We start from the raw sequence: 18,080 nt of genomic DNA on the forward strand, positions 1-18,080 counted from the left end.
GCAGGCGCAGCAACAGGATTACCAGGGCAGGCTACGGAGTTGGTTCCGGCCCTTTGCATATCGGAACACATCGATCGACGTTGCTCCTAATCAACCTGTGCGCCAACAGGTCTCGACTGGAGTCGGTCGTCCCTCTCTTGGCTGCCGATGGCTCGTAGGGTGACCACCACGGTCACCACAATCCAGGCGAAGAACGCCACCAGTGACAGCCACCAGGAGAACAGGCCGTTCCAGGCCAGCGGTCCGTCCTGGAAGAACACATCCAGACTGGCCGGGCAGTACAGGAGCGCTGTCCATAGACAGAAGTAGCCGTACCACCGCGGGTACACCGGGTTGGCGCGCTGGTCAGTTAGCACAGCAATGCCGATGACCAGATTTTGAACGAAGATCGCGTAGATGATTCCGGTGAAGGGAAGCCAGCCCATGTCATTGAGTGTCTGGATCGCCTCGTGCGATCGGTCGGGCCGGTATGCCGCGACTTGGAAGTAGTAGAGCGCCGGGAAAAACGCAACGGGGAGCGTGCAGCCTATGCCGAGCTGGGCGTAGGTCAGCGGTGTGTGTAGGCCTTCGATCCGTTTGAGCTGCACCGAGATTGCTGCAGAGAAGGGGACGAAAAAGACCAGCGCGTACATGCTCAGGACCATCCCGGTACGGATGGTGTGGGCGTTGTCGCGGTAGAACTGCGCGACATCTGCTGCTGCTCGAGCCGGAGGTGGAGGTGGTATGTATCGGGCGACCAGCCCAAATCCGACGAAAAATAAGACTGTGAATAGGACGCCGCTCCACACGCATAGTCGCTGTGAACTGGTGCGATTCACGCTGACTCCCTTGTTACCACTTCATGGTCGAATCAATATTCTAATCCGAATCATATCGAGCAGGACGCCGTTTCTCGTGCGCATCCGCTGGCCGACCGGCTCGCGACGCTTTTGGCTGCGGCGCGGGTTGTCCCGCGCTCTCGCCCCCCTCCCGACTCCCCCCGAAACCCGCAGGAGAACCGCGAGAGGGTTACCTGACAAAGAACCGAAAAATTGCTGCGGACGTCAGACAGTCGAATGGCGACTCGGACAATCACTGCCTGTCATTTGCAACTTCTTGCTTTGAATGTGATCCAAGTCTAACTTAGATTTGGTTCGTCCAGGGTGGCGCTGGTGCCGCCCTTGACGATGTCGTCACAGGGAGGAAGACGCCATGGTTGGCGCGCGAAGCGATGGAGCTGTCCTGTTCGGTGAGGGCGGGGCTTCCTGGGGGGACCCGCCGACGCCTCACGCGGAGGGGCGCGCAGGCCGCCCGGAGGCGACCCACAGGACCCTCGCAAGTGAAACCCGCTACCGAGCGGTCGCGTCCAAACCGGTTCGCGCATTCGGTGACTTCGTTGCGATGTCACTGGACACCGCTGTGGCGATCGTGACGAAACCGATTGCGTGGCGGGAGTTCTTGCTGCAGTCGTGGTTTGTGGCCCGGGTGTCGTTGCTGCCGACCGTGCTCTTGGCCATCCCTTTCACGGTGCTTCTGGTCTTCACGTTCAACATCTTGTTGGTCGAGCTGGGTGCCGCAGATCTATCGGGTACCGGCGCAGCCTACGGAGTGGTGTCCCAGCTGGGGCCGGTCGTGACAGTCTTGGTAGTGGCCGGGGCGGGTGCCACGGCAATGTGCGCTGACCTGGGGGCGCGCACCATCCGCGAGGAACTTGACGCGCTCAAAGTGATGGGGATCGACCCGATTCAGGCGCTGGTCGTGCCACGAGTGCTGGCGGCCACCGTCGTTGCGACACTGCTGTCCTCGGTGGTGATCCTGGTCGGTCTGACGGGCAGCTTCGCCTTCGCGGTGTACGTCCAGCATGTCACCCCCGGAGCCTTCGTCGGGGGTCTTACGTTGCTCACCGGACCCGCCGATGTGGTGATCTCCACTATCAAGGCCACCTTGTTCGGTATGAGCGCTGGACTGATCGCTTGCTACAAGGGGATCTCAGTCGGAGGGGGCCCGGCCGGGGTCGGGAACGCTGTCAACGAGACCGTGGTGTTCACCTTCATGGCGCTGTTCGCCATCAACATCATCACCACCGCGGTCGGCGTCCAGGTGACGATATGAGCGCCGGTGTCCCGAGCAAGCTCCGCCCGAGGCTCCATCGCGCCGTGGCGGCATCGGTGGACGGTTTGACCACGATCGGCACCCAGGCGCAGTTCTTCGCAGGCACCATCGGTGCGATCCCTACCGCCTTCGCCAAGTACAAGACCGAAATGGTGCGGCTGATCGCCAACATGAGTCTTGGCGCGGGCGCGCTGGCTGTCATCGGAGGCACCGTCGTCATCGTCGCCTTCCTGACGTTGTCGACGGGCGCACTGATCGCGGTGCAGGGCTACACACAGTTCTCCAATATCGGGGTGGAGGCCTTGACCGGATTCGCTTCGGCGTACTTCAACGTGCGACTGATCGCACCTTCGGTTGCCGCCATCGGAATGGCTGCCACCATCGGAGCCGGTGCCACGGCGCAACTGGGCGCGATGCGGATCAACGAGGAAATCGACGCGCTGGAAGTGATCGGCATCCGTTCGGTGGCTTATCTGGCGGCCAATCGGGTCGTCGCCGGGGTGATCGTGGTGATTCCGCTGTACTGCGTCGCGATGCTGATGGCCTTTCTGGCCGCCCGGTTCGGCACGACGTTCATCTATGGACAGTCGACCGGTGTGTATGACCACTACTTCAACACGTTCCTCAATCCAACCGACATGGTGTGGTCGTTTGTTCAGGTGATCGTCATGGCGATCGTCATCATGCTGGTGCACACCTACTACGGCTTCACCGCCTCGGGCGGGCCTGCGGGCGTCGGGGAAGCAGTGGGACGTGCGGTGCGCGCGTCCCTGATCTCTGCCGTGTTCGTCACTCTGTTCATGACACTGGCCATCTATGGACAGTCCGGCAACTTCCACCTGTCCGGATAGCCGCCATGGATGTGAGTTGGAAGCAAAGGCGTATCCACCCAATATGGTGGACACTCGGGCTTTTTGCCGTCATCGCCACGATCGTGGTGGTGTGCGCCGGCCTGTTCATGGGATCGTTCAATACCTACACCCCGGTAATATTGGCCTCGGACCGGACCGGTTTGGTGATGGAGACCGGCGCGAAGGTCAAGCTCCGTGGCGTCGAGGTCGGCCGCGTCGCGGGCATCAAATCCGGCACGCAGCCGGTGAGCCTGACATTGGAAATGTTCCCCGATCAGCTCCGCTACATCCCGGCCAATGTCGAAGCCGAGATCCGAGCCACCACCGCGTTCGGCGCAAAGTATGTCGACCTGGTCTATCCCGAGAATCCCAGCCCCAAACGCCTGGCGGCAGGGCAGGTGCTGCAGTCGCGCAACGTCAGCACAGAAGTCAACACCGTCTTCGAAAATCTGGTCGGGGTGCTGGACCAGATCGACGTCGCCAAGCTCAACGCCACACTGACCGCCTTCGCCGACGGCGTGCGCGGTCAGGGACCACGCATCGGTGAAGCGACAACTGCGGCCAACGAAGTCCTGCTCGAGATCAACCCGCGAATGGACACCGTGGCCCAGGATTGGCGCTCCTTCAAGGGATTCAACGACACCTACAGCGTTGCCGCCCAAGACATTCTGGCCACGCTGAATGCAGCGAGCTCGACCAGTTCCACCATCACCAGCCATGCCAAGGATCTGGATGCATTGCTGCTCAACGCAATCGGGCTCTCTACCAGCGCCACCAACCTGCTGGGTGCGAACAAGGACAACCTGGTGCAGGGAATCAACGAGCTGACGCCGACGACGGACCTGTTGCTGAAGTACAACCCGGTGTACACCTGCATGCTGCAGGGGGCGAAATTCTTCCTCGACAACGGCGGCTATGAAAATATCGGCGGCAATGGCAAGTCCATCATCCTCGACGCCGCGATCCTGCTGGGTGATGACCCGTACAAATACCCCGAGAACCTGCCGATCGTGGCAGCCAAGGGCGGTCCTGGCGGCAAGCCCAGCTGCGGCTCGTTGCCCGATGTGCGGAAGAACTTTCCGGTCCGCAAGCTCATCACCAACACCGGGTGGGGCACCGGCCTGGACTGGCGCCCCAACCCCGGCATCGGCCACCCCTGGTATGTCGACTACTTCCCGGTGACTCGGGCGGTGCCCGAGCCGCCGAGCGTGCGCGGCGAGGGTCCGCCGGCCATTGGACCGGTGCCCTACCCGGGCGCGCCGCCGTACGGGGCTCCGCTCTACGGGCCCGGCGGTGTGCCGCTCTATCCCGGGGTGCCGCCCGCACCGCCACCACCACAACCGTCGCCGTGAGGCAGCCGAGCAATCGAGGAATGCATTCGTGAAAGACAAACTCAGACCGGCCGTGTGGCGGTTCGCGATCTTCACAGTGGTGTGCCTGATGGGCGCGTTCGCCGTGATGGCGATCTTCTCGCAGTTGCGGTTTCGCCCCGAAACGACCTACCGCGCCGAGTTCACCAATGTGACGGGTCTAGAGCCCAACAACCTAGTGAGGATCGCGGGGGTGGAGGTCGGCAAGGTCAAGACGATCTCCATAGAAGGCCCGGTCGCGCTGGTGGAGTTCTCCGCCGACGACACGGTGGTGCTCACCCAAGGCACTAGGGCTTCCATTCGGTGGGCTGACCCGATCGGCGGCCGCTACCTCGCCTTGGAGGAGGGCGTCGGCGGGGTCGGGCGCCTCAATGCCGGCCAGGCCATTCCTGTGGACCGGACCGAACCAGCGCTGGATCTGGATACCCTGCTAGGCGGGTTCCGGCCGTTGTTTCGCGCCCTGAATCCCGCGCAGGTGAATGCGCTGTCGGCTCAGCTGATACAGGCCTTCCAGGGTGAAGGTGCCACGATCAGCTCATTTCTCAGCCAGGCCGCCATGGTGACAAATACCCTCGCCGATCGAGACACCTTGGTACAGCAGGTGATCGATAATCTCCACTCCGTGCTTGGCTCTCTGGGAGACCAGAGTAGCCAGTTCGAGAAGGCAGTCGATTCACTGTCGGAGTTGGTGGCCGGCCTCGCAGCCCGTCGCGACGACATCAGCAACGCGGTGGCCTACACCAACGCCGCGGCCGGAACGGTTGCCGACCTCCTGCAGCAAGCCCGACCACCTTTTCAGAACACCGTGCATCAGATGGACCGCACGGCCGGGAACGTCGTCGCCGACCACGGCTACTTCGACAATCTGCTCAACACACTGCCCGACACCTATAAAGCGCTGAGCCGATTGGGCATCTACGGCGACTATTTCACCTTCTACCTGTGCGATCTGCTGTTGAAGGTCAATGGCAAAGGCGGACAACCGGTTTACATCAAGTTGGCCGAACAAGCGAGCGGACGGTGCACTCCGAAATGAAGACCTTCTCCGAACGCAACCCGATGATCCTCGGCGCGATCGGGTTTGCCCTGATCAGCGGAATCGTGGTGCTGGCCCTGCAATACCAGAAACTCCCGTTCATCAATTCGACGCAGAGCTACTCTGCGTACTTTGCCGAGGCGGGCGGGCTTCAAGCCGGCGCGCCGGTTCAAGTCATGGGCCTACGGAAAGGGAAGGTGTCGCGCGTCGAGCTCGATGGAGCACGGGTGCTCATCGAATTCGACCTCGACGACGGCGTGCGCCTGGGCGATCGAACCGAAGCCGCGATCAAGACGAAGAGCCTCCTGGGTGCCAAATTCCTCGAGATCGCACCCCGCGGCGACGGTGAACTATCGCAAACCATCCCCATCGAGCGCACCACCGCGCCCTACCAGTTGCCAGACGCGCTCGGCGACCTCTCGGGAACCATCAGCGAACTGAACACCACACAGGTGTCCGACGCGCTCGACACCCTCGCGCAGACGTTCGCGCACACCGCCCCCGACGTGAGGGTAGCCGTGGACGGCGTGGCACGATTCTCCGAGACGCTCAACGAGCGAGACGCGCAGCTGCGAAACCTGTTGGCGAACGCCGCGAAGGCCACCACCGTGCTAGCCGAGCGCAGCGACCAAGTGGTGAGCCTCGTCGCCAACACCAACGCCCTGCTCGCACAGTTGCAGACACAGAGCAGTGCATTGGATCAGATTTCACAGAACCTTTCGACGTTCGCTCAGCAACTGTCGGGTTTCATCGCCGACAACCGCGCTCAGTTGCGGCCCGCGCTGGATAAGCTCAACGGCGTGTTGACGATCGTCGACAACCGCAAAGGTCAAGTGCAGCAGTCGATCAAATACCTGAATCAGTACGCGCTGTCGCTGGGCGAATCGGTGGCTTCGGGCCCGTTCTTCAAGGCCTACGTCGCCAATCTGCTTCCCGGTCAGTTCGTGCAGCCCTTCGTAGATGCCGCGTTCTCCGATCTCGGGCTCGATCCCAGCGTGTTATTGCCCTCCGAGCGCACCGACCCGCAGGTCGGTCAGCCGGGCACCCCGGCACTGCCGGTGCCCTTCCCGCGCACCGGTCAAGGCGGCGAACCGCATCTCACGCTTCCCGACGCGATCACCGGAAAGCCCGGCGACCCCCGCTATCCCTACCGCGAACCTCTCCCACCTCCACCACCGGGCGGTCCACCGCCCGGGCCGCCGGCCTTGGTGCCCCCCGAACTTGCAGTCACACCGGTGCCCACGCCGGCACCAGTAAATGAACCGGCACCCGGACAGACACCCTCGCCCAGCGCACCTGCACCCGGCCCCACCACGCCAGCCGAGGCAGGACAATGACCAACACGCGAATCAGCAGAATCGCCTTGGCGATCGTGCTCACGATGTGCCTCGTCGCGGGAGTTGTTGTGGCAGTGCAGATGCGCACCTCGATAGGCAAGACCCTCATGGTCGGCTACTTTGACAACAGCAACGGTCTGTACGCCGGGGACGAGGTGCGCATCCTCGGCGTCCCGGTCGGGGAGATCGACACGATCGAACCTCAGGCGCAACGCGTCAAGATCTCATTCTGGGTCGACAACAAATACAAAGTCCCCGCCGGCGTGACAGCCGCGATTGTGTCGCCGCAGCTCATCACATCGCGGGCTATCCAGCTCACGCCGGCATACACCAGCGGACCCGTGATGGACTCCGGCGCCGTCATCCCGCAGGAGCGTACCGCTGTTCCGGTGGAATGGGATGATCTGCGCACGCAGTTGCAGACGCTCACCGACATGCTGCAGCCAACCCAGCCGGGCGGGGTCAGCACCTTGGGTGCGTTCATCAACACCGCGGCGGACAACGTGCGCGGCCAAGGCGTCAACATCAGGGATGCGCTGATCAAGATGTCGCAGGCGTTCTCCATCTTCGGCGATCACAGCCAGGACATCTTCGGCACCATCAAGAACCTCTCGGTCCTGGTATCCGCTCTGCAGGACAGTACGACCGTGCTCGGGCAGCTGAACCGGAACTTGGCCGCGGTGACCGCATTGCTGGCTGACAACCCCGATCAAATCGGGCAAGCCGTAGCCGATCTCAGTACCGCGGCCAACGACGTACAGAGCTTCGTGGCCGACAACCGCGACGCCTTGGGCACCACGACGGACAAGTTGTCCTCGATCTCTGCGGCGGTCATCGACAGTCTCGACGACATCAAGCAGACGTTGCACATCGCGCCGAACGCGTTTCAGAACTTTCTCAATATCTACCAACCGTCGCAGGCCGCGCTGACAGGCGCGTTGGCGCTCAACAACTTCGCCAATCCGATCACCTTCCTGTGTGGGGCGATCCAAGCGGCGTCGCGCCTCAACAGTGAGCAGGCGGCCAAACTCTGCGTGCAATATTTGGCGCCCATCGTCAAGAACCGTCAGTTCAACTTTCCGCCACTGGGTGAGAACCTCTTCGTCGGCGCGGCCGCACGACCCAACGAGCTCACCTACAGTGAAGACTGGCTGCGTCCGGACTACGTCCCGCCGATGGCGGCCGTGCCATCCGGCGGGCCCCCGGGGCCGCAGCCCCCGGCCGAAGCGCCATTACCCGCGGAAGCGCCTGCGCCCACTGATCCATCGGCAGGATTGCCCGGCATGATGGTGCCCGGGGGTGGGTCGTGAGCCGTAACCGTCTGCGATACCTGGGCCGTGGCGCGCTGTCTATCATGGTGCTCGCCGCGTTGTCGGCGTGTCAGTGGCAGGGCCTGAACTCGCTGCCACTGCCCGGTACCGAGGGCGGTGGCCCGGGCGCCTACGTGGTGACGGCGCAACTGCCCAACGTCGCTTATATGGAACCCAATGCACGTGTGCGTGTCGGTGACGCGACAGTCGGCAACGTCACCAAGATCGAGCGTCAGGACTGGCATGCGCTGGTCACGATGAAGCTCAACGGTGACGTGGATTTGCCCTCGAACGCCACCGCCAAAGTCGGTCAGACCAGCCTGTTGGGCTCACTACACATCGAGTTGGCACCGCCCACCGATATCGCACCGCAAGGCAAACTTCACAACGGTTCGTTGATCCCGTTGTCGAGAGGCGGCGCCTATCCCGCGACCGAGCAGACCCTGTCGGCGATGTCGCTGCTGCTCAACGGCGGCGGCCTGGGCCAACTTCAGGACATCACCGCGGCCTTCAGTACAGCATTCGCCGGGCGCGAGAAGGATCTCAAGAGCCTGATCACCCAACTCGACCAATTCATCACGAAGCTCAACGATCAAACGGGCGACATCATCGCCGCCACCGAGAGCCTCAACCATCTGGTCGGCCAGATCGCCGACCAGAAGCCCGCCTTGGACAAGGCGTTACGCACCATTCCCGACGCGCTCTCGGTTCTTAGGGAACAGCGCAACAATCTGGCTGATGCCCTGGACACCTTCGGCAAATTCAGCGCCTTGACCGCGGACACCGTCAACCAGACGAAGGACAATCTGGTCAAGGAGCTCCGTGCTCTCGGGCCCGTCTTTGAGTCACTGGCCAACGCCGGGCCGGACCTGACCCGCTCACTGAGCTTCCTGGGCACCTTCCCGTGGCCGAAGGAGACGCTGACGAACTGGGTTCGCGGTGACTACGCCAACCTCACCGCCATCATTGACCTCACTTTGAGCCGAATCGACTCTTCTTTCTTCACCGGCACCCGCTGGGAGGGCGACCTCACCGAACTGGAACTGCAATGGGGTCGAACGATTGGACAGCTTCCCAGCCCCTACACCTCCGGCAATCCGCTCGTCGTTCCCTACCAACACAATCAGGGGCCATAGCATGCGCCTGAACCGACACACCGTCATCCAGTTGGCCATCTTCTCCACCGTCGCCCTGGTTGCTGGCGCCGTGATGCTCTTTGGCTACTTCAAGGCGCCGGTCACCTGGTTCGGTATCGGCCAGTACCAGGTGACGGTGCAACTTCCACAGGCCGCCGGTCTGTACAAGTCCGGCAACGTCACCTACCGCGGCACCAAGGTCGGCCGCGTCGAAGGTATCCATCTCACCGACACCGGTGTTGAGGCCGTGCTGTCACTACGCTCCGACGTGCCGATACCCTCCGACCTCCAAGCCGAAGTGCACAGCGTTTCGGCAGTCGGCGAACAGTACGTCGCACTCGTCCCGCGCAGTGCCGACGCACCACCGCTGAAGGACGGCGACGTCATACCAGTAAGCAACAGCCAGGTACCACCAGACATCAACACGCTGCTCGACGCCACCAACCGGGGCCTGCAGGCGATCCCGCGGGAAAACCTCACCACCGTGATCGACGAAAGCTACACGGCCATAGCAGGATTGGGTCCCGAGATATCTCGATTTGTCAAGGGCTCCACCCAGCTGGCGATCGACGCCCGCATCAATCTGGAACCGCTGACCGCGCTAATCGATCAGTCCCAATCCGTGCTGGACTCGCAAAGCCAAAATTCTGACGCGATCGACGCGTGGGCCACAAACCTCGCGACCATCACCAGCCAACTCCAAGACAACGACGAGTCAGTGGCCGCACTCTTGGAGAAGGGTCCCGCAGCGGCAGACGAGGCCAGACAACTCGTCGACCGACTTCAACCGACCCTGCCGGTGTTGCTGGCCAACCTGGTGAGTGTGAACACCGTTGCGATCGTCTACCAGCCCGCCATTGAACAACTGCTGGTATTGCTGCCCGCGGGAACCGCCGAATTCCAGGGTATGTCTGTGCCGAACATGAATACCAAGCAGGCATACCGGGGTCTGTTCTTGGACTTCAACCTCAACATCAATATCCCACCACCGTGCAACACCGGGTTCCTACCTGCCCAGCAGCAACGCACGCCCACATTCGAGGACGCACCGGACCTCGGGCCCGGCGACATGTACTGCCGCATCCCGCAGGACTCACCGTTCACTGCCGTACGCGGCGCGCGGAATTATCCATGTCTAGCGACGCCCGGCAAACGCGCCCCCACCGCCAAAATGTGCGAGAGCGACGAACAATACGTACCCCTCAACGACGGCACCAACTGGAAAGGCGATCCGAACGCCACTCTGTCGGGACAGGCGGTCCCCCAACTGCCGCCAGCCCCCCCGCCGGAGCTGCCAGCGCCCCCGCCGCCGCCCCTCGCGACCGCCAGCTACGACCCAGCGACCGGCGCCTACATCGGACCCGACGGACACGTCTACACCCAAGCCGACCTCGCACGATCAGCCCCCGAGGAGCAGACATGGCAATCGATGTTGATTCCCCCGACAGAGAAATAGACCCAATCACCGCCGGCGAACCGCAGCACGGAAGCCGCGGAGAAGAGGCAACCTCGGATGGATCCCGGCGGCATACACCCACGGCGGATCCCGACAGGTCACCGGACTCCGATGCCGCGCCGGCCCCCGGCACGCGCTCGGGATCCGATCGGCCATGGTCGGTGCACTGCTTGTTGTTGTGTTGCTGATCGGTCTCGCGGCCTGGTCAGGCTACCGGGCCTTCGAGTCGAGTCGCGCGGAGGACCAGCGCAATCTGTTCCTGCAGGTGGGTCGTCAAGTGGCATTGAACTTGTCGACCATTGACGCGAGAAACGCGGACACCAATGTGCGACGTATTCTTGACCCGACCGGCACATTCCATGACGACTTCCAGCAGCGGTCTCAGGCATTCGTCGAATTAGTTCGGCAAGCGCAGTCGAAATCTGAGGGCGCGGTGACAGAAGCGGGACTGGAGTCCCAGCAAGGAAATGTGGCGCGGGTCCCGGTAGCGCTGACGGTGAAGACGGTGACCCCAGGTACACCCGGTGGGCCGCCGCGGTCCTGGCGCATGCGGATCCATCTACAAGATGACGGTGTCGGTACCAAAGCATCGAACGTCGAGTTCGTCCCGTGATGCCCGGTCTACGGTCGCATATTCGAGTCGGCGCTGCCGGCAATTGCTTATGAGGCCCGAGCACCAGTCGACTATTCGACCGGACGTAGCGATGTGGAGAAACGCCGACGCCGTCAACCCAGCAACCCCGACGGATCCGAACATGCCGCGGGCAAACGGTGCCTCGACATTGGCCGACTTGACCGAAGCCGTCGAACTTCCCACCACATGTGTCAGCGAAGAGTATGGGAGCACGACTACCGCGAGGCTGAACCAACCCAGGTCAAGTCCAGGGACGTGGTGTACGACGTCGTCGTGTGATTCTTCGAGGTGATGGTTCAGGCGGTCAGTGTCGCCGGGGTGGCCTCCTGTTCGGTCGGGGTGTCGTTGACTGTGCGTGATTTGCTCAGGACGTCGAGGCCGAGGTAGCGCCGGGATTCGGCCCATTCGTCGTGTTGTTCGGCCAGGACGGCTCCGACGAGGCGGATGAGGGCGTTGCGGTCGGGGAAGATACCGACGACGTCGGTGCGCCGGCGGATTTCCTTGTTGAGCCGTTCCTGGGGATTGTTGGACCAGATCTGGCGCCAGATCTGTTTGGGAAACGCCGTGAACGCCAGCAGATCCGGCCGTGCCGCTTCGAGGTGATCGGCGACCGTAGGTAGCTTGTCGTCCAGGGCGTCGATGATCCGGTCATATTGTGCAGCAACGGATTCAGCATCAGGCTGGTCGAACACAGAGTGCAGCAGGGTGCGCACCCAGGGCCACGACGACTTCGGGGTCACCGCCATCAGGTTGGTCGTGTAGTGGGTTCTGCAGCGCTGCCACGTCGCACCGGGCAGCGTGGCGCCGATCGCGGCGACAAGCCCGGCATGGGCGTCGCTGGTGACCAGTTTGACCCCCGACAGGCCGCGGGCGGTCAGAGCCCGCCAGAACGTTAGCCAGCCGGCGCCGTCCTCGGCGGTGGTGACATCGATGCCGAGGATTTCGCGGTAGCCCTCGGCGTTGACCCCGACCGCGATCAGCGCGTGCACGTTGACGACCCGGCCGCCCTCGCGGACCTTGAGCACCAGGGCGTCGGCAGCGACGAACGTATACGGGCCGGCATCGAGCGGTCGGGTGCGGAAGGCCTCGACGGCGGCGTCGAGCTCTTTGGCCATCACCGACACCTGCGACTTCGACAGGCTGGTGATGCCGAGGGTTTCGACGAGCTTGTCCATCCGCCGCGTCGAGACACCGAGTAGGTAGCAGGTGGCGACCACGGTGGTCAGGGCCCGCTCGGCGCGTTTGCGGCGTTCCAGCAGCCAGTCCGGGAAGTAGGAGCCCTGGCGCAGCTTCGGGATCGCGAGATCTAATGTGCCTGCGCGGGTGTCGAATTGGCGGTGCCGGTAGCCGTTGCGGGAGTTGGTCCGCTCGGTGCTGCGTTCGCCGTAGCTGGCGCCGCACAGGGCGTCGGCTTCGGCACCCATCAGGGTGTGGATGAACGTGGCGAGCAGCTCGCGCAGCACGTCGGGATGTGTGGTGGTGAGTCGTTCGGCCAGCACGGTGGGCAGGTCGATATTCTGGGCAACGGTCATCGCGTGGTTCCTTTGCTCGAGTGACTTTGACGGGTCCCTCGAAGAATCACGCGATGACCCTCAATCAGTCGGCTACGACACGCCGGTACCGCTAATCAGGTCCGACTCATACACCACTCTGCTGGACGCAACCCCAACCCAAGCGGTCCACGCCACCCATGACGCCTGGAACACTGATATCGCGGCGCGCAGAGACGCATTCACGGTCAGAACAAAGTTCGCCTGATCACGGCTGCCCGCTACATCATGTTAGCCGTGTCCACCCACCATGATCGAGGCGAAAGCGAGCGACACCGCCTCTACGGTCGGGTCACATTGCAAGGGCCGAGCATTGCTGATGTCGAAGTGCAACCACGGGAAGAACGGACCGCCGAGGAGATCGCCCGATGAGGGTAAAGGCCGCAATGCAACGCTACGCCGTCACGCCAGCGGTGATGCTGGTTACCGCCACCACGCTGTTAGTGACCTCGCCTGCTGCCTCCGCTGACAACAAGCGGCTCAACAACGGCGTCTTCGCCAACATTTACACCGCTCAACACCAGAACGGCTGTACTACAGAACCCCGGTTGGACGAACGTCTCATCGAAGCTGCGCGACGGCACACGTTCGACGTGCGCGACAACCGTTTCGTCGACGGCGACATCGGTTCGGACGGGTCCACGCCGCAGGACCGAGCCAACGCGGCCGGCTTCCAAGGCAAAGTGGCCCAAACGGTGGCGATCAACCCCGCCCTGTCCATAAACGGAATCGAGATCCTCAACCAGTGGTGGCACGACGCCCACGCGCGCGCGATCATGCAGGACTGCGCCAACACGGCCATCGGAGTGTGGTCTGAGAACAGCCTTGACCGCAGCGTGGTGGTCGCGGTCTACGGCCAACCCGGCAACGCCCCAATCAAGTAAACGAGTAATGGAGGTACCGCGATGACCCGAAAAACTGCGAAGAGGCAAGCTAGCGGTCGCCAGGCGATCGTCTGCGGTACGTGCGCGAGGGTCACCCGCGCAGAGCAAAACCGCGACACGATGGATGGCGTCGGCGCCCGTGCGGAAAACCAGACGCCACCCTGGAATCACTCAGCACCCGAACTGAGCCCGACACCAGTTCGTATGCTCCAGATTTCACTGGCGCAGTACTGGACTACTCACGAATGACCGACTGGATCTTGCCGCGTGTGGTGACGGCTATCAATTGTCGGAGGCGGACGTCATCGAAGCGTCTACACCCGACATTCGTGCCCGAAGAGCTAGGCGGCGCGGCGTTGTCGGGCGAGCGATACGGACGTGGTCCGACAGCGTCTCCGGCGAGGGTCTGGCCCCGCACTTATCACCGCCGACGTAGCCACAACGGATATGTGTGCGCTCAAGCAATGTCAGCACAACGAAGTCGGCACTTGCTGCTCCACGCGGTGGCGCTGGCGACGTTGGGGTTTGCATCGACCGTTTTCGGCCCCGCGGACACAATAGTGACGGCAAGGCCCTCGCCGAGCCCGGCAGACAAACCTTCGTGCGCCTACACGTTGTCCCTGCCCCAGCTGGTTGAGGTTTCGGGCGCCAACATGGTGACCGCAACCGTTACTCCATACCCATGCACCGGGTCCATTGTTCCCACCCGGCAAGTCGTCTGCATCAACGCAGAAGGAAGCTCCGGCGCCGGTCAATGTGCGAGCCGCCCCGCTGAGTCTACCGCGCAGGTGTACTTCACCCCGTACGTTCCGGGGGCCACGTACATCTCGAGCGGCAAGGGCTGCGGCGTGGAGCTCGCCCGGACCGCGGGCGGCCCCCAGAGCGCGGTCTGTGTAGGCCTGGGCCCATATTCGGCCGTCTTGTGACTATTCGCGAAACGATCGCATAGGCGTCACCGACGCTAGCGATCGACGCGGCAATCCCCTCCAGGACAAGGTTTTCCGCGAACGCGATCGACGACTAGCAGCTTGCAGGAACGACTCCGCGCGAGATGTCAGCGGTGACACCGTGCGATTTCTGGGACAACCGTTCGGTTCTAGGATTCGACATTTAGATGGCAAAGCCCGGCCGGCATTTCAATGGCAATGCCACGGTTGTACCTGGTCGACGCGCGGACAAATGACACGCAATTTGGCAACCTACAGCTGCTGTAGGTTGCCATTCGCGATGGCGGCAGTTGGCAATTCCCAAAACGTTGACGTGGGTGAACGCCGAGCTGACGGTGGCGATGGACTGGTACAGCCGCTGCATCACCGGGTTGCGGCTGACCCCGCTGTCGACGAAATCCATTGACGCGGCAGCGGTGTGCGACCCCGGCGGTCGTGCCCGACACCCTGGGTGTGGATCACGGCACCCCTGTGCACGACACGAACTCGAGAACAAGGATGGTTTCAATGGATCAGCATTCTGCCCCGGTTGGAACCGACGACGTGTACGCGGCTCTGCCAAGGGCGTTGGAACTGGCGACCGAATACCTCCAGGGTCTGCCACACCGGCCGGTCGACGCGAAGACGAGCTATGACCAGGTCGTCGACGCACTGAGCGGCCCGCTGCCCGACCAAGGTACGAATGCGGTCGCGGTAGTCGAGCGGTTGGCCGCCACTCTCGGTCCGGCAACCATTGCGTGCGCCGGCCCTCGCTACTTCGGCCTCGTCGTCGGAGGAACGCTACCCGCGGCGCTGGCTGCCGACTGGCTGGTTTCGACCTGGGACCAGACCGCGTACAGCCGGATGTCGTCGCCGGCCGGCGCTGCGATCGATGCCGTCACCGAGCAGTGGGTTCTCGACGCTCTCGGGCTGCCCCCGCGCGCGGCCGTCGGGTTCGTCACCGGAGCCACGGCGGGAAACGTCGTCGGGTTGCTTTCCGCACGGCACGTTCTCTTGGCGCGGCAAGGCTGGGACGTCGAGGCCGATGGGCTCGCCCAGGCGCCCCGTGTTCGCGTACTCGTGGGCGACGAGGTCCATCCCTCCGTACTGCAGGCGTTGCAGATGATCGGTCTTGGATCGCGCCGCGTCGAGCGCGTAGCAGTCGACGCACAAGGAGCGATGAGAGCCGACGCGCTCGCCGACGCGCTCGCCGCCGACTCCGACCCCGCCATCGTGTGCGCACAAGTCGGCAACGTGAACTCCGGAGCATGCGACCCGATGTCAGAGATCGTCGCGGCGACCCACGAGCACGGCGGCTGGATTCACGTCGACGGCGCATTCGGACTATGGGCTAGCGCATCGCCGCGACTGTCGGCACACGTCCGAGGTGTCGAGCTGGCCGATTCCTGGTCGACCGACGCACACAAGTGGCTCAACGTCCCCTACGACTGCGGCCTGGCCATAGTCGCCGATCCCCAAGCTGCCCGCTCCGCACTAGGCGCCAACACCAGCTATCTGCCCACAAGTGCCGAGCGCGAACCCGGCGTCCTGGTGCCCGAGATGTCCCGGCGTGCACGCGCGGTACCCGTCTACGCAGCATTCGCGTCGCTAGGCAGGCAGGGGTTGCGACAACTGATCGAACGCTGCTGCGAGCATGCCCGCCGCCTGGCCGAGACGATGCAAGCCTCCGACGGCTTTTCTGTATGCAACGACGTGGTGCTCAACCAGGTCCTGATCCGTGCCGACGACAGCGACGAGCGCACCTGGCATGTAGCTGAACACGTGCGACGCAGCGGAGAGGCGTGGGTCGCGGGAACCGAATGGCACGGTCGAGCGGCGATACGCGTGTCCTTCTCCAACTGGGCGACTGCAGACGACGACGTCGACCGTCTCGCTGAAGCGCTGCGGCAATCGCTGGCGGCGGCGCGTAAGGCTCAGCAGGAGTAGGGCCAAGGCTGAGGCTTAGCCGCGCCGTATGGCTGACGTGGCCAGATCCGCCATGTGGATGGCAATACTCCTCCGCCATCTCTTTGGCAAGGCAAGAGAAGCGGCAGGCCACACGACCGGCGGATGTCACGCAGTTTGGCAACCCACACGTCAGGACGCGGTCGAGGTCGACAGCAGGTCAAGCAGTGCTGCGTTGACGATGTCGGGTCGCTCTTGCTGAATGCAGTGTCCGGCGCCGGGGACGATGATCTCCCGGTAGGGGCCGGTGACCACCTCGCGGCTGCGGTCGGTGCGGGTGAACGTCAGCACAGGATCGTCGGCGCCTGCGATGAACAAGGCGGGGGCCGTAATGGTGGAGGTCGGTGGGCGAGAAGTCAGCTCCCAATTGCGGTCGAAGTTGCGATACCAGTTCAGCGCACCGGTGAATCCGGTGCGGAGGAATTCGCCTACGTAGACGTCGAGCTCGTCCTGTGGCAGCCATGGCGGCAGCTCAGTGGGTTCGGGGAGCCTGTCGACATAGCCGTGTGGCCCCGGGCGTTGCATGGTGGCGAGCTGGTCGCGATCGAAGTGGGGTGCGGCGAGGACGCGGCGCACGGTGGTCGCGGTGTCCCGGCTCAGCTCCGCGTCGGCGACACCGGGCTGTTGGAAGTAGAGAAGGTAGGAGAAGTTCGCGCCTGCGGCGTCGCGCCAGATGTCGGTGGGCGGCCTGCGCGGTCGGGGTACCGGCGGGCCGCTGAGGCCGGCTACTGCAGCCACGCGCTGCGGATACAACAGCGGGAGCGTCCAGGTGACGATCGATCCCCAGTCATGGCCGACGAACGCCGCCTTCTCGACGCCGGCGTCATCGAGCAGGCCGATGAGATCGGCAGTCAGTTGGTCGATCGCGTACGCGTCGACCTCGGCGGGTCGGGAGGATCCGCCGTAGCCACGTTGGTCGGGGGCCAGCACGTGGTACCCGGCGGCGGCGAGCACACCGATCTGGTGGCGCCACGAGAAGGCGAGCTCCGGAAAGCCGTGGGCCAGCACGACCAACGGACCACCAGGAGTGCCCGCCTCCAGCGTGCGCAACTGCACACCGTTGGTGGAGATCATGCGCTCGCGCACGCCCGGGATCATGGTTGGCTTACTCCGCGGCCCACCTCTTGGCCTGCTCCAGTTCGTCGAGGCCGAACAAGGCGACTTCGCCGGGGACCATCCACGCCAGCGCGTGCATCGTGTGGATCACCCATTCCTTGTCGGTGACCACGGCGACGCGTTTGAAGGCAGAGTGGTGATGGATCAACGTCCCGAAGCCCATTTTGAGGTCCTCTGTCAGCCCGCCGGGGCCGAAGCCCTCGTAGTTGGGCGCGATGACCTCGACGATGCGCACTTCGCCTGCCTTCAGCATCTTCTCCATGGTGGGCCTGAAGTTGCGCAGGTCCTCACCGCTGGCCCGTCCGGAAACCCTGAACCCGGACACACCCTCGGGCATGTCGGGCAGCGTCTCGATCATCGGAGACTCCTTTCCGCCGGTCCGTAGGGGAACTGCCCCCGACGCGCAGCACGGCTCGCC

At 63.5% G+C, this 18,080-nt stretch carries 16 protein-coding genes; 11 read left to right on the forward strand and 5 right to left on the reverse strand.

Annotation, left to right across the window (positions count from 1 at the left end):
- Positions 1-86 precede the first annotated feature (86 nt).
- Complete coding sequence (locus tag DYE23_RS01685) at positions 87-632, reverse strand: hypothetical protein (protein ID WP_133056558.1); 546 nt, start codon at positions 630-632, stop codon at positions 87-89.
- A 748-nt stretch (positions 633-1,380) separates the two neighbouring features.
- Between DYE23_RS01685 and DYE23_RS01690 the strand changes: the two genes are divergently transcribed.
- The 9 genes from DYE23_RS01690 to DYE23_RS01730 all read left to right on the forward strand — a co-directional run bounded on the left by DYE23_RS01690 (position 1,381) and on the right by DYE23_RS01730 (position 11,200).
- Complete coding sequence (locus tag DYE23_RS01690) at positions 1,381-2,091, forward strand: MlaE family ABC transporter permease (protein ID WP_083152548.1); 711 nt, start codon at positions 1,381-1,383, stop codon at positions 2,089-2,091.
- On the forward strand, positions 2,088-2,942 hold the full coding sequence (locus DYE23_RS01695) for an ABC transporter permease (protein WP_083152562.1): 855 nt from the start codon (positions 2,088-2,090) through the stop codon (positions 2,940-2,942). The genes DYE23_RS01690 and DYE23_RS01695 overlap by 4 nt, the downstream gene beginning before the upstream one ends.
- Positions 2,943-2,947: 5 nt before the next feature.
- Entirely contained in the window at positions 2,948-4,294 is a 1,347-nt protein-coding gene (locus tag DYE23_RS01700; RefSeq protein WP_115326323.1) for an MCE family protein, read from the forward strand.
- Between the two features lie 28 nt (positions 4,295-4,322).
- The gene (locus tag DYE23_RS01705) at positions 4,323-5,348 is read left to right on the forward strand and encodes an MCE family protein (protein WP_083152568.1); all 1,026 of its coding nucleotides are present in this window, start codon (positions 4,323-4,325) and stop codon (positions 5,346-5,348) included.
- Entirely contained in the window at positions 5,345-6,685 is a 1,341-nt protein-coding gene (locus tag DYE23_RS01710) for an MCE family protein (RefSeq protein WP_083152571.1), read from the forward strand. Before DYE23_RS01705 ends, DYE23_RS01710 begins: the two co-directional genes overlap by 4 nt.
- The gene (locus DYE23_RS01715; RefSeq protein WP_115326324.1) at positions 6,682-7,995 is read left to right on the forward strand and encodes a virulence factor Mce family protein; all 1,314 of its coding nucleotides are present in this window, start codon (positions 6,682-6,684) and stop codon (positions 7,993-7,995) included. The genes DYE23_RS01710 and DYE23_RS01715 overlap by 4 nt, the downstream gene beginning before the upstream one ends.
- Before the next feature lie 44 nt (positions 7,996-8,039).
- The gene (locus tag DYE23_RS01720) at positions 8,040-9,131 is read left to right on the forward strand and encodes an MCE family protein (protein ID WP_115326325.1); all 1,092 of its coding nucleotides are present in this window, start codon (positions 8,040-8,042) and stop codon (positions 9,129-9,131) included.
- Position 9,132: 1 nt separating this feature from the next.
- Positions 9,133-10,587, forward strand: a complete 1,455-nt coding sequence (locus DYE23_RS01725; protein WP_083152577.1) for an MCE family protein — start codon at positions 9,133-9,135, stop codon at positions 10,585-10,587.
- Between the two features lie 154 nt (positions 10,588-10,741).
- Positions 10,742-11,200, forward strand: a complete 459-nt coding sequence (locus DYE23_RS01730) for an Rv1363c family protein (protein ID WP_083152580.1) — start codon at positions 10,742-10,744, stop codon at positions 11,198-11,200.
- Positions 11,201-11,517: 317 nt separating this feature from the next.
- Here the strand turns inward: DYE23_RS01730 and DYE23_RS01735 are convergent, their stop codons facing one another.
- Complete coding sequence (locus DYE23_RS01735) at positions 11,518-12,753, reverse strand: IS256 family transposase (protein ID WP_115326326.1); 1,236 nt, start codon at positions 12,751-12,753, stop codon at positions 11,518-11,520.
- A 404-nt stretch (positions 12,754-13,157) separates the two neighbouring features.
- Between DYE23_RS01735 and DYE23_RS01740 the strand changes: the two genes are divergently transcribed.
- Positions 13,158-13,655, forward strand: coding sequence for a CAP domain-containing protein (locus DYE23_RS01740; protein WP_083152583.1), 498 nt, complete (start codon positions 13,158-13,160; stop codon positions 13,653-13,655).
- Positions 13,656-14,765: 1,110 nt separating this feature from the next.
- Here DYE23_RS01740 and DYE23_RS30710 read toward each other — a convergent pair.
- Positions 14,766-15,005 carry a hypothetical protein gene (locus tag DYE23_RS30710; protein ID WP_172527688.1) on the reverse strand — a complete coding sequence of 80 codons (240 nt, stop codon included), beginning with the start codon at positions 15,003-15,005 and terminating at the stop codon, positions 14,766-14,768.
- Positions 15,006-15,109: 104 nt separating this feature from the next.
- Between DYE23_RS30710 and DYE23_RS01745 the strand changes: the two genes are divergently transcribed.
- Positions 15,110-16,528, forward strand: a complete 1,419-nt coding sequence (locus DYE23_RS01745; protein WP_115326327.1) for a pyridoxal phosphate-dependent decarboxylase family protein — start codon at positions 15,110-15,112, stop codon at positions 16,526-16,528.
- 150 nt (positions 16,529-16,678) lie between these two features.
- Here DYE23_RS01745 and DYE23_RS01750 read toward each other — a convergent pair whose 3' ends face one another.
- Complete coding sequence (locus DYE23_RS01750; protein WP_115326328.1) at positions 16,679-17,644, reverse strand: alpha/beta fold hydrolase; 966 nt, start codon at positions 17,642-17,644, stop codon at positions 16,679-16,681.
- A 7-nt stretch (positions 17,645-17,651) separates the two neighbouring features.
- Positions 17,652-18,020, reverse strand: coding sequence for a SpoIIAA family protein (locus tag DYE23_RS01755; protein WP_115326329.1), 369 nt, complete (start codon positions 18,018-18,020; stop codon positions 17,652-17,654).
- Positions 18,021-18,080: the final 60 nt, after the last annotated feature.

Source organism: Mycolicibacterium gilvum (assembly GCF_900454025.1).
Classification (GTDB): Bacteria; Actinomycetota; Actinomycetes; order Mycobacteriales; family Mycobacteriaceae; genus Mycobacterium; species Mycobacterium gilvum.